This is a genomic window from Flavobacterium sp., assembly GCF_039595935.1.
GTDB lineage: Bacteria > Bacteroidota > Bacteroidia > Flavobacteriales > Flavobacteriaceae > Flavobacterium.
In genome coordinates this window covers 1,341,668-1,355,829 of the sequence record NZ_JBCNKR010000004.1, presented here as the reverse complement: position 1 = coordinate 1,355,829, position 14,162 = coordinate 1,341,668, and the positions used below count along the sequence as shown (strand labels likewise).

8 protein-coding genes are annotated in these 14,162 nt (G+C 35.7%); all 8 read left to right on the top strand.

Going from position 1 to position 14,162, the window contains the following annotated elements:
• Positions 1-225: 225 nt before the first annotated feature.
• The 8 genes from nagB to ABDW27_RS05805 all read left to right on the top strand — a co-directional run bounded on the left by nagB (position 226) and on the right by ABDW27_RS05805 (position 14,141).
• A complete protein-coding gene (nagB, locus tag ABDW27_RS05840) occupies positions 226-2,154 on the top strand; it encodes a glucosamine-6-phosphate deaminase (RefSeq protein ID WP_343695013.1) in 1,929 nt (642 codons plus the stop codon).
• A 233-nt stretch (positions 2,155-2,387) separates the two neighbouring features.
• On the top strand, positions 2,388-3,770 hold the full coding sequence (gene glmM / locus ABDW27_RS05835) for a phosphoglucosamine mutase (RefSeq protein WP_343695012.1): 1,383 nt from the start codon (positions 2,388-2,390) through the stop codon (positions 3,768-3,770).
• Between the two features lie 609 nt (positions 3,771-4,379).
• Complete coding sequence (locus ABDW27_RS05830; RefSeq protein WP_343695011.1) at positions 4,380-7,634, top strand: TonB-dependent receptor; 3,255 nt, start codon at positions 4,380-4,382, stop codon at positions 7,632-7,634.
• A 12-nt stretch (positions 7,635-7,646) separates the two neighbouring features.
• Positions 7,647-9,119: a RagB/SusD family nutrient uptake outer membrane protein gene (locus ABDW27_RS05825; protein ID WP_343695010.1), complete on the top strand. Its 1,473-nt coding sequence runs from the start codon at positions 7,647-7,649 to the stop codon at positions 9,117-9,119.
• 70 nt (positions 9,120-9,189) lie between these two features.
• Positions 9,190-10,557 (top strand): DUF4832 domain-containing protein, encoded by a 1,368-nt coding sequence (locus ABDW27_RS05820; protein ID WP_343695009.1) that lies wholly within the window; start codon positions 9,190-9,192, stop codon positions 10,555-10,557.
• 26 nt (positions 10,558-10,583) lie between these two features.
• Positions 10,584-11,456, top strand: a complete 873-nt coding sequence (locus tag ABDW27_RS05815; protein WP_343695008.1) for a PKD domain-containing protein — start codon at positions 10,584-10,586, stop codon at positions 11,454-11,456.
• 158 nt (positions 11,457-11,614) lie between these two features.
• A complete protein-coding gene (locus ABDW27_RS05810; protein ID WP_343695007.1) occupies positions 11,615-12,712 on the top strand; it encodes a DUF5009 domain-containing protein in 1,098 nt (365 codons plus the stop codon).
• Between the two features lie 58 nt (positions 12,713-12,770).
• Entirely contained in the window at positions 12,771-14,141 is a 1,371-nt protein-coding gene (locus ABDW27_RS05805; protein WP_343695006.1) for a Gfo/Idh/MocA family oxidoreductase, read from the top strand.
• Positions 14,142-14,162 lie beyond the last annotated feature (21 nt).

Genomic DNA, 14,162 nt, shown 5'->3' with positions numbered 1-14,162 from the left:
TGCAAAGTAGGTCATTGCGAGGAACGAAGCAACCGCGCTAAAAAAACTCGACAAAGATAGACACGCAGAACTTTGTCAAAGTTTAGATAAACACAAACATTTTTATTTCAACATAAAAAATCAAGCACTCAAATATCACATTTGATGTGTTCCAGCTCAACTTATGCCTTTTTTTAACCAAATGGCATTAAAAAATTAAACAAAAACATATTAAAAATATCCACAATGTTAAAAAGTAAAATAGACAAAGCAACAGGTTTCGAAAAGCGATTCGAAAACATCAATACTGTTGTTTTTGAAAATTCAACAGAAGCTTCAAAAGAAGTAGCAAAGGAAATTGCGGCTTTGATTAAAGAAAAACAAAAAGAGAACAAACCTTGTATTTTAGGTTTGGCAACAGGTTCTTCTCCAAAAGGACTTTATGCAGAATTGGTAAGACTTCATAAAGAAGAAGGTTTGAGTTTTAAAAACGTAATTAGTTTTAATCTGGATGAATATTATCCGATGGAACCCAATTCAATCAACAGTTATGTTCGTTTTATGAAAGAATTTTTGTTTGACCACGTTGACATTTTACCTGAAAATGCTCACGTTCCGGACGGACTTTTAACAAAAGAGCAAATCGCAGATTACTGTCACGAATACGAAGCAAAAATTGAAGCTTTAGGTGGAATCGATTTGCAGATTTTGGGAATTGGAGGAAACGGACATATTGGTTTTAACGAATCGGGTTCGCTTCAAAACTCAAAAACAAGATTAGTAGCTTTAGACCATATCACAAGAGTTGCAGCAAGTAAAGATTTCTTCGGATTAAACAATACACCAAGAACAGCTATTACGCTTGGAGTAAAGAAAATTATGGAAGCCCAAAGAGTTATTCTATTGGCTTGGGGAGAAGGAAAAGCTAATATTGTAAAAAAATCCGTTGAAGACGAAGTAACCAACCGCGTTCCAGCTTCATTTTTGCAGGAACATGATAATGCTGTTTTTATCTTAGATAAAGAAGCTTCTTCAAAATTAACGAGAATCAACAAACCCTGGCTGGTAGAAAAAATTGTCTGGACAGATAAATTAACTCGTAAAGCAGTATTAGGATTAGCATTAGACCTAAAAAAACCAATTTTAATGCTTACCGATGCCGATTATATCGAAAACGGAATGAGTGATTTATTAACAGATTATGGCCCTGCATACGATATCAACATTAAAATATTCAATAAACTTCAAAATACAATCACGGGCTGGCCGGGCGGAAAACCAAATGCAGAAGACACCAACCGTCCTGAAAGGGCAGAGCCGGCTAAAAAACGTGTGCTGATTTTTAGTCCGCATCCGGATGATGATATTATCAGTATGGGAGGAACCTTCATGCGTCTGCAGGAACAGGGACATGAAGTACACGTGGCGTATCAAACCTCTGGAAATATTGCTGTTGCAGATGATGAAGCGTTACGTTTTGCAAGATTTGTGATTGATTATAATGAGAAATTCAACATTAAAAGTGAAGAGGCTGATAACATTTACCAAAAAGCACATACATTTTTAGAAAATAAAAAGAACAGCGAAATTGATATTCCAGAGGTAAGATACATTAAAGGATTAATCAGAAAAGGGGAGGCTAGAGCAACAAGTCATTTTGTAGGTCTGCCAGACAGCCAGATTCATTTTATGGAACTTCCGTTTTATGAAACCGGCACAATTGAGAAAAAACCAATCGGACCAGAAGATATTCAGCTGACAATGGATTTGATCGAAAAAATCAAACCGCACCAAATCTATGCCGCAGGAGATTTAGCAGATCCGCACGGAACACATAAAGTTTGTCTGGATGCTATTTTTGAAGCGGTAAAAGCTTTAAAACCAAAATCCTTCATGAACGACTGCTGGCTATGGTTGTACAGAGGAGCTTGGCAGGAATGGGGAATTGATGAAGTTGAAATGGCGGTACCAATGAGCCCGGATCAGGTTTTGGCAAAACGCCACGGAATCTTCAAACACCAATCTCAAAAAGACGGAGTTGTTTTTCAGGGAACTGATGCAAGAGAATTTTGGCAGAGAGCTGAAGATAGAAACCGAGAAACGGCACAAGTTTACCAACAAATGGGACTTTCAAGCTACGCAGCAATGGAGGCTTTTGTGAGATGGCATTATTAAGGTGCTGAGGTTCTAAGATGCTGAGGTACTAAGTTTTGCCACTCCCGATAGCTATCGGGATAAATGGATTAAAAAGATTTTTAAAAGCTGCACTTAAATCAGAAACTGCTTTTAAACAAAGCTTTGCGGACTTTGAATTGAAAATTCAACTAAAAAACTACTTAGTGAACTTTGCGTAAAAACTTTGCGCGCTTTGCGGTTAAATTTTTTCACAGCATAAATATTATACAAAAATGGCATTAATAAAATCAATTTCAGGAATAAGAGGCACAATTGGCGGGGTTGTCAATGAAAATTTAACTCCGGTAAATGCGGTCAAATTTGCCGCAGCTTACGGAATGTGGCTTAAAAGTGAAAACTCAAATCAATCATTAACCGTAATTATTGGTAGAGATGCCCGAATTTCGGGAGAAATGATCAGTAATCTGGTTTCGAATACGCTTACGGGTTTAGGAATTAATGTGGTTGATATTGGTTTATCGACAACACCAACTGTTGAAGTTGCTGTGACTTTGGATAAAGTTGATGGCGGAATCATTATTACGGCAAGTCATAATCCGAAACAATGGAACGCTTTGAAATTACTAAATCATAAAGGAGAATTTTTGAATGCTGAGGCAGGAGAAAAAATCTTGAAAATAGCTGAAGATGAAAATTTTCTATTTGCAGAAGTGGACGATTTAGGAAAATACGAAAAGAAAGAAGGTTACATTGAAAAACATATTGACGAAGTTTTAAAATTAGCTTTAGTTGATGTTGAAGCGATTAAAAAAGCCAATTTTAAAGTAGTTGTCGATGCCGTTAATTCTACGGGCGGAATTGCGATTCCAAGTTTATTAGAAAAATTAGGAGTAGAATGTGTGAAATTATATTGCGAACCAAACGGACACTTTCCGCATAATCCGGAACCTTTAAAAGAACATTTGACTGATATTTCAGAATTGGTTGTAACAGAAAAAGCCGATTTCGGAATCGTTGTTGATCCAGATGTAGATCGTCTTGCAATTATATGCGAAGACGGTTCGATGTTTGGCGAAGAATATACTTTGGTCGCTTGTGCCGATTATGTTTTAGGAAAAATAAAAGGTGACACGGTTTCTAATTTATCCTCTTCAAGAGCGTTGCGAGATATTACTTTAAAGCACGGCGGAAAATATCAGGCAAGTGCAGTTGGCGAAGTAAATGTTGTAGAATTAATGAAAAGCACAAGCGCTATAATTGGCGGAGAAGGCAATGGCGGAATTATTTATCCGGCTTCACATTACGGACGAGATTCTTTGGTGGGAACTGCATTGTTTTTGTCGCATTTGGCACATCAGAAAATATCGTGCAAAACGCTTCGCGAAAGTTATCCGGATTATTATATGAGTAAAAGCAAAATTGAATTGACTCCGGAAATTAATGTCGATGAAGTTTTGGAAAAAATCATTCAAAAATTCAAAAATGAAAACCCGAATTGCATCGATGGAGTTAAAATAGATTTTGATGAAGAATGGGTGCATTTGAGAAAATCAAACACAGAACCAATCATTAGAATTTATACTGAAAGCAAGTCACAAAAAAATGCCGATGAACTGGCCGAAAAATTTATCTCGATCATTGAAAATTTGCTGTAAAATAATTGTTCAAAAACTGATACTGAATCGAATGTAAAATTTATTGTAAATCAAATAAAGTGTTGATTTTAAAATAATAAAAAAATCATTTGACTGCTGTTTTTAATTAAATGAATATCAAAATAAATGATTTGCTTTTCGGTTGATAATAAAATTTTTTAGACAAATTATTAAATTCTTACAATAGAAATAATTAAAAATCATAAGAATTTAATAATACTTTTTCTAAAAAATGTGCTCGAAAACACTTTTTTTATGTGCACGAACACATTTTTTTGATTTTGCCATTGTTTATTAAAAAATATTATTTAGTTTAGCCATAAGTAAGTCAAAAAACAGCTTTTTTTTATCCATTTTTTCAAGCTTAAAAATCAATTTTAAAACTCAAAAAAAGGACTTCAAAAAAATAAATAAGCAGCTGATTATTAAAAGAAAATAAATATCAAATAAGAAAAATAACCAAACTCAACAAAAACAAAAAACAGACAAAAATTATGAAATCAAAAAAAACATAACCGACCCATTTCGCTTTGCGTTTGAAAAAGCCTTAACCAATTTTTACTCACGCAAAGTTGCTTTTTACATTAACCATTAACTAACCAGAATAATATGAAAAAAAGTAACAAGTTACTATACGGTAACTATCAGGAAATAAAATTTAATTTAAAGACATTACTCACGGTCTTATTTCTGATAGTAACTGTTGTAAAAGTAAATGCGGCTTCTTCTACAGAAAACGAGAAAAAGTCAGAAATAATAAATAAAGAGTCAGAAGCAGATATTACAATTAAAGGAATTGTTTTAGATGAATTGGGACAGCCAATGATTGGAGTTACCATTTTGCCAAAAGGATCTTCAAGAGGAACAACAACAGATTTTGACGGAAGTTATACAATCGTAGTTCCTGCTGCTACAGAAGCACTTTTGTTTTCTTATGTAGGTTACGAAACAAAAGAAGTTGCAATAGCAGGCCAAACTACAATTAAAGTTTCATTAGTTCCATCGTCAAAAAGCTTAAATGAGGTAGTTATTGTAGGTTATGGAACTCAAAAGAAGAAAAATGTATTAGGCGCAATTTCTTCAGTAAAAGGAGAAACGCTGACTTTATCTTCTGCACCTTCAGTTTTAACGGCCCTTCAGGGGAAAGTTGCCGGTTTGCAAATTGCTCAAAACAGCGCGCAGCCAGGAGGAGGATTTAATATCCAGATTCGTGGAGCAGGTTCTATTAACGCAAGTAATGATCCTTTAATAGTTATAGACGGATTTCCGGTTACAAATTTAGAACAGCCGGGAACTGGAAATCGCTACAATGGCGGAACGCAAAGTATTTTAAATTCATTTAACCCAAATGATATCGAATCTATTGAGGTTTTAAAAGATGCGAGTTCAACAGCAATTTATGGAGCCAGAGCTGCAAATGGTGTAATCTTAATTACGACCAAAAAAGGAAAAGAAGGCGATGTAAGAGTGGATTATTCAGGTTCTTATTCTTATCAGGCTTATAATAATGCGTATGAAGTTTTAGATTTAAAAGAATGGATGCAGTTAAGAAACGAAGCTGCAAAAGAAAACTGGGAGTTTATTAATAAAGTGTATCCGTATTCACCAAAAACTCTGGAAGAAGCAAATGCTGCTCCGGTAAACGGAATTCCGTACAAAAGACTTTATTCTGATGAGCAAATCAGAAACGCAGGAAGAGGAACAGACTGGCTTGGACTTGTAACGAGAGACGGAATGATCGAACAAAATAACCTTTCGCTGCGTGGAGGAACAAAAACTACAAAATACTTTTTATCAGGAAACTTATTCAATCAGGAAGGAGTTATTAAAAATTCTGGTTTAAAGAGAAGCACTTTACATTTCAGCATTGATCAAAAACTGACAGATTATATCAATTTTGGTATGAATATGACCAAAAGCCGAATCAAAAATCAAAACTCACAACTTGGCGGCGATCAGTTTGAAAATTCAGGAATCATAAGATCAGCGATACAACAGAGCCCGGAAATTTTAGCCATAGATGAACTAGGAAATTATCCAATAAACCCGGATAATGCTTTAGAACCAAACCCGTATTCATTATTAACCATTTCTGATGAAGGTGTTATCGATCGTACATTAACAAATTTCTATGCAGAGATAAAACCAATTACGGGACTTACAGCAAGATTTCAGGCCGGTTTTGATCAGGGAAATTCAAAAAGAAGTACTTACCTGCCAAGAACTACTTTGTACGGGGCTTTAGAAAATGGTAAAGCAACGATAAATTCTCAGGAAAAAAATGATGATTTGTTTGACTTCACATTAAACTATACAACAAAAATAATGGAAGACAATACTTTTGGTCTGATGGTAGGTTATTCGCAGCAAACTTATAGAACAGAAGCGGCTACATTAGGAAACAGCAATTTTATTACAGATGCTTTTTTATGGAATAATATTAATGCCGGTGCAGGAACAAAAGTTACAGCATCATCAAAATCTGAAAATAATTTTGTGTCTTATTTTACCAGATTCAATTATTCATACAAGGATAAATACATGCTTACATCGACAATTCGTCGTGACGGAGCGAGTGTGTTTGCAAAAAATAATAAATATGGATTGTTTCCGTCAATTGCAGTAGGTTGGGATGTTTCTCAGGAATCATTCATGAGAAAGATAAACGATTATGTTTCTCAGCTTAAACTTAGATTTGGATACGGACAAACAGGTAATGCTTCTATTGGAGGAAGCGCTTTTGGAGCTTTCTACGCACAGCCGGCTTACTTAAATCCAGATGAATCGATAATAATTGGCGTATTCCCTTCAAGACTTGAAAACCCTGATTTGAAATGGGAAACAACAACAGAAAAGAATTTAGGTCTTGATTTTGAAATTTTAAACAGAAGAGTTTCAGGATCGGTTGAAGTTTATGACAGAGTAGTTTCTGACTTGTTAACTTTAAAACCAATTAATAGTTATCAGGAAATCAACACCGTTTGGGCAAATATTGGAAGTACACAAAGTAAAGGTGTTGAGGTTACATTAACTACTAAAAACATTGATAGTCCAGATTTAAAATGGAATACGACTTTTACTTATTCACAATTTAGAACAAACTGGAAAGAACGTGCTCCAGACTGGAAACCTTCAGTTTATATGAATTATAATGATCCTGTTCGTGCACAATACAGCCAAATTGCAGATGGTGTTATGCAGATTGGAGAAGTGGTTCCGGCGCAGCCAGATTTATATCCGGGACAAATTAAAATTAAAGATCTTAACGGTTTTGTGAGAGATGCGAACGGAAATCCGGTAACGGATGAAAATGGAGTATTCTTAAGAACTGGTGCTCCAGACGGCAAAATTGACGAAGCTGATACTGTTTTATTGGGTTCATCAGATCCGGATTTTGTAGCAGGTTTAAGCAATACAATTATCTGGAAAAACTTTCAGTTAAACTTTCAGTTTAATGGAATGTTTGGAAGAAAAATTGTTGATCAGACTGATTTTGCTTATGGCGTAACTGCAGTAGGTGTGGCACAAAATGGTAGAAATGCCATAAGAAGTATTTATGACAGATGGACTCCGGATAATCCAACCAATACGCGTCCGGGTTCGCATTTTGGATATACACAATATGGTTCAGGAGATTTCTTCCTGCAAGACGCTTCATTTGTTCGTTTACAAAGTGTTTCACTTAGCTATAATTTTCCAAAAAAATGGTTTGGAAAATACATGCAGGGAGCAGCAATTAGACTTGACGGGCAAAACCTTTTTACCATTACAAAATATGATGGTATAGATCCTGAAACAGATGGATATGCAGCAGCTTATCCAAATGTAAAAACATACACAGTAGGTATTGATCTTAAGTTCTAATAAAAAAGAGATATGAAAAATTTAAAAAATTATATAGTTGTATTATTGATGCTTGCCTTTTCCGGATGTAGTGAAGATCTGGAGTCTATCAATTACGATGAAATTAACCCGAGTATTTTTCCAAGCTCGGAGGCTGATATTCAGGCTATAGTAGCTTCTGCCTATTATCCGTTAAGAGGTTCATACGGAAACGGAATCCACTCTACTTCAGAAAACGGATTAATGTTTATGCTGGATGCAACTACAGAAATTCTCCAAGGTCCTTACGGTGTGCAGCAAGAAGCTTCTCTGCACAGTTATAAAGTAACGTCGACAGCGTTTACCCGTTTTTATGATGTGTTTTACAACAAAATAAGCGGTATGACTTTGAGCATCGACAGAATCCAGTCATCAAATGTAAATGAGTTGATAAAAAAGCAAGCTATTGCTGAAATCAAATGCGCAAGAGGATTATTGGCTTACGAACTTTTTGATTTATACGGACCGCTTGTTGTAGCGCCTTTAGATGTATTAAAAAATCCTTTGAAAGAAGAACCTTTGGCAAGACTTACAAATGCACAAATGGTAAGTTTTATTGAAAATGATTTGAAAGACGCTGCAGCAGATTTAAAATCTCCTGCCGAAACTGCTTACGGAAGATTCAGCAGCGGAATGGCAAGAATGATTTTGATACGATTATATCTTCATGAAAAAAGATGGGCAGAAGTTGAGGAACAGGCTAATGCTATCATGGCAATGAATTATTACGCATTAGAATCAAATTATGTTGGTTTGTGGGATGTAAAAGCGCCTGTTGACAGCAAAGAGGTAATTTGGGCAGTTCCGGCAGATTATGCAGGAACAAGTGAAAACCAATGGCAGCTAATGGCGTTACCAAATAATTTCCCGGGCCGCGGCGGTTACGGAACTATTCAAAGCTCCTGGACTTTTTATGATTCTTTTGAAGCTACAGATATTCGTAAAACAGCACTTGTTGCCGAGTTTACAGGAACTGATGGCGTAACATATAACAGACAAAATCCTGCAAACTATATGCAGTTAGGACCAATTCCGTTAAAAATCGATCCGGATGCAGCCAGAACAACAGCATTAACAACTGTAGATATTATTGTATATCGTTATGCCGATGTTATTTTATCAAAAGCTGAAGCATTGGTAAATAAAACCGGAACGCCAACACAAGAAGCAATTGATTTGGTAAACATCGTGAGAAAGAGAGCGCAGATCAGCGAAATTCAATTAGCTGATTATAACACGCTTGCCAAATTCAACGATATGATTCTTTTAGAAAGATCTCACGAATACTGGTGTGAAAACGGACAATATCGTTCAGACTTAATCAGACACGGAAAATATACAGAACATGCTCTTGCCTTAAACGGTTCAGCAAGTCAAAGTGCCCCTTACAAAGCTTTAATGCCATTTTCTTTAGAAAGAATAAGCGAAGGCAAAGGTAAATTTATTCAGAATCCTGGATATAATTAATTTAAAGACAGACGGATATCACAATTGGTGAAGGAATAAAATAAATCAGGATAATTTAATTATACAAAAAATGAAAAATTTACTAATGTTAATCTGCCTTTTTCTAAATGTCGCGTCAAGCTGTCAAAGCGATGGAGGTGATAAAAATGATGGCGGAGAAGTAGACGGAACTTCAAAAGTAACGTATACCGCTTCCAACGAAGTTTTTACAAATCCGGAACGTGGATTTATGCATACGTGGCAGGTAAATTCAGAAGGTGCGGCAATGACTGCTGCATCTTTAAACAATCTGAAAAAAGAAAACGTAAGCCTTATTCTGCGTTTGTATTATTTGGAAAAGTTTAAAACTTCGGCTTTAAGCCAGACACAATTAGATCTTATCAAAACTGATTTTATGCGTCTTAGAGAAGCTGGATTAAAATGTGTTTTACGTTTTGCGTATACAGATGCACAAGATGGTTCTGATGCTTCTGTGGCTGTAATTTCAGGACATTTAGATCAGTTGAAACCAATTCTGGAAGAAAACAAAGATGTAATTGCTTTTGTTCAGGCAGGATTTGTTGGAGCTTGGGGAGAATGGTATTATACTACAAACCAGCTTACAACGCCGGCAAATAAAAAACTGATTATAGACAAGCTTTTAGCATCTTTTCCAAAAGAAGTAAAAATTCAGTTAAGAACTCCAAAAATCAAACAAGATTACGTTGGAACAACAATAGCAATGGACGCGACAGCTGGTTACGGAACTTCAAATACTGCTCGTTTAGGTTTTCATAATGACTGTTTCATGGCAAGTGTAGACGATTACGGAACATATATAGACATTACTTCCGAAAAAACATATATAAGCAATGAAGCATTGTATGTGCCAACAGGAGGAGAAACTTGTCCGCCAACAGATGTTCCGGTTGCGAGCTGCAGTACAGCCGAAAAAGAAATGTCTCTTTTGAAATGGACGTATTTAAATCTTGATTATTACGGTCCGGTTTTACAGGAATGGAGAAACAACAACTGCTTTACGGATTTTGAAAGAAAACTGGGTTACAGACTTTCATTAGCATCATCAAGTCTTAAAAAAGAAGCAGCTGTAAATGGTACTTTAGAGTTTCAGGCATTATTAAATAACGGTGGTTTTGCTCCGGTATACAATCCTAAAAATGCTTATTTAATTTTAAGAGCAACTTCTGGCGGAACAGTTTATAAGAAAAAGTTAAACTTCGATGTTAGAAAAGTAGTGCCAAGAGTAACGTACGATTTAAAAGAATCGGTGAGCTTATCCGGAATTCCGGCAGGAACTTATGAATTGTTTCTTAAGATTGAAGACAGCTCAACAAAACTAGTTGACAGACCTGATTATTGTATTCGTTTTGCCAATACTGGAGTATGGGAAACTGCAACAGGTTTCAATAAATTATCACAAACGGTTATCATTAAATAGTTATCAAAACATTTAAATTAAAAACCATGAAAAAAATAAAACTAACCAAATACATAACATTGCTAGCCGCTTTGTTATTGCTAACGGCTTGTTCGAGCGATAGTTCGTCAGACGATTCAGCAACAAAACCAACCGCAGATTTTTCATTTACAAATGATGGAAGTACGTTCACTTTTACCAATCTTTCAACAAACGGAACAAAATACCGTTGGGATTTTGGAGATTTATATTATACATCCGGAGAAAAAGATCCGGTTTATACCTATAAAATTGGAGGTGAAATCAGAGTTTCTTTGACCGTAACAAACGACAAAGGCGAAGAAGCATTCATCACCAAAACTATAACTGCCCCAAGAATTATTATTATAGATATTAAAATCGACGGAAAATTTACAGATTGGGATGATGTTGCCGTAACCGATCAAAATACATCTGGAAATGGTTCTATCCAAAAAATTAAAATCTGGGCTGGAGGTCCAAATGTAAATGTGTATTTAGAAGGAAATAAAAAAATGCTGATGGAACTGGTTGATATGTACATCAATACCGATGGAAATACTCAAACGGGATTCTTACACAGCAATTGGTCACAAGGTTCTGGAGCTGAATTTTTATTCGAAGGTCCGGTTGTAACCAACGGCTGGGGACAATTCTACAACCACACCGATCCAAACGGAGGCTGGGGCTGGGCCGGAATTGCAGGTTCTGGAGCCAATTTAAAAGCGTCATCAATTGTTAGTTTGAATGACACCACAAATGCTATCGAATTCAGCATTCCGAAATCACAATTAGGAACATTAGGAAGTTCAATAGGAATTGCCATTACCGAAATGAATTCAGGCTGGGGATTAGTTGCCAACTTCCCTGAGGCGCCTAAGTTTTCTACACTTCAATTGTAGTTTGTCATCGATAGCCGATCAAAATGTGCCATTTGGCGAAGAGTTTTTTGGAGATTAATTTTTTAAGCCAAATGGCATAAGCTATCGAGTTTACATAATTAAAATAATCCCGGTCAATTAAATATAATCCGGGATTATTAAAAAAAGAAATTGAGAATATGACTAAAACAATTGCAAATAACCGATTAATGTCGGTAGACGTACTGCGAGGATTTGATCTATTGATGATTATAGTGGCAGACCGATTTTTCTATAATTTGAATACTGCAGCAAATACAAGTTTAACAAAAACACTTGCCGACCAATTTGAGCATCCGGAATGGATTGGTTTTCATTTATATGACGTTATAATGCCTTTATTCTTATTTGTTGTTGGTGTTGTAATTCCGTTTTCATTAGGAAAAAGAAGCAAAGAAACGTATTCAGATTTTAAATTATACCGACACATTTTAAAACGATTTGTCGTGCTGTTTATATTGGGATGGATTGTGCAGGGAAATCTTCTTGAACTAAATATTTCAAAATTTCACATTTTTAGCAATACGCTTCAGGCCATTGCAGTAGGCTATTTATTTTCGTGCATCGCTTATTTGAATTTATCAAAAAGAGGAAGATATATCTTTTTTATAATTTGCCTTGTTTTATACGCCGTATTATTATCAATTCCGAGCTACTTTGGTCACAATTTCGAATTATTACCAGAAAAAAATCTCCCAATATTTATCGATCAGCAGGTTTTCGGACCATTTTACGATCAAACGCAGTATTCCTGGCTTTTAACAGGTTTAGGATTTACAGCCACAACATTATCAGGATTGTTTGCCGGAGAATTGCTATTATCTTCTCTTTCAAGAAAAAAAATAGCACTTTACCTTTTCTTAATCGGAGTAACTGCAATTATTCTGTCATTAATAATTGGTATCTGGCATCCCATTATCAAAAAAATATGGACAAGTTCATTTGTAATTTTTTCATCAGGAATCAGCTTTGTTTTATTAGCTTTATTCTATTGGGTTGTCGACGTTCAGGGTTATACAAAATGGGCTTATCCATTTAGAGTAATTGGTCTAAATGCAATTGCAGCTTATGTTGGGTCGCATGTTTTTAATTTCTCCTTAATAGCCAAGCAGATTTTTTTTGGGTTTGAGCAATTTACAGGCGCTTATTATGACGCATTTTGCGACTTGGCCGGTTTTGGAATTCTTTATTTCATACTTTGGTATATGCACAAAAACAAAACCTATATAAAAGTGTAATAAAACAAATGGTTACAAATAAAACGTTCAAACAAAAAATATCATTAAAATAAACAAAATGAAAAGCTTAAAAATTTTATTACTAGCATTTTTGCTATTCAAAGTCTGCGATACATCGGCGCAGCTTATTAAAACCAAAACACCAAAAAGAGACAAAGGGCAAACCGATGTTTTACGTTTGGCAACACCAGCAATTCCGCATGTACGTGTAGCAGTTATTGGTCTGGGAATGCGCGGTACGGGAGCCGTAGGACGTATTCCGCATGTTCCCGGAGTAGAAATTGTAGCCTTATGCGATATGCTTGAAGAAAGAACAAAAGCAGCAAACGATACTTTGGCCAAACTTGGAGCACCAAAAGCACAGGAATTTTTTGGAGAAGATGCCTGGAAAAAAGTAACAAAACTAGATAACGTTGATTTGGTTTATATTGTAACCGACTGGAAACACCACGCTAATATTGCAGTGCAGGCCATGAAAGACGGAAAACACGTAGCTGTAGAAGTTCCGGGAGCTTTAACCATGAGCGAAATCTGGGACATTATCGATACTTCAGAAAAAACACGTAAACACTGCATGATGCTGGAAAATTGTGTGTATGATTTCTTCGAATTGACAACATTAAACATGGCGCAACAAGGAGTGTTCGGAGAAATTCTTCACGCAGAAGGTTCTTATATTCATGGATTGCAGCCATATTGGGGAAATTACTGGAACAACTGGAGAATGGATTACAACCGTAAACACAGAGGAGATATTTACCCAACACACGGAATGGGACCTGCTTGTTTAGCACTAAATATTCACAGAGGAGATAAAATGAATTTTCTGGTTTCTATGGATACAAAAGCAGTTGGAAATCCGGCTTTTATAAAAGAAAAAACAGGAGAAGTCGTAACCGATTTCAGAAATGGAGATCACACAATGACGATGATTCGTACCGAAATGGGAAAAACAATCCAGATTCAGCATGATGTTACAAGTCCGAGACCTTACAGCAGAATGTATCAATTATCTGGAACAAAAGGTTTTGCTAATAAGTATCCGGTAGAAGGTTATGCAATTGATGCCAAAGAAGCCGGAGCAGAAATTGCTAAAAACTATCAAAATCTTAATGCCGAAGAATATGTTTCTGAAGATGTAAAAAAGATTTTAATGGAAAAATATAAAAATCCAATCGTAAAAGATATCGAAGAACTGGCTAAAAAAGTAGGAGGTCACGGCGGAATGGATTTTATTATGGATTACAGAATGTTTTATTGTCTGCAAAAAGGACTTCCGCTTGATATGGACGTTTACGATTTAGCGGAATGGTCTTGCTTAAGTCCGTTAACAGAAATCTCTTTAGACAACAATTCGGCTCCGGTTGAAATTCCGGATTTTACACGCGGAAGCTGGAAAAAATTAAATACAGTTGAGTTTTCTAAATAAAACTTATTAAATGGGCATTTA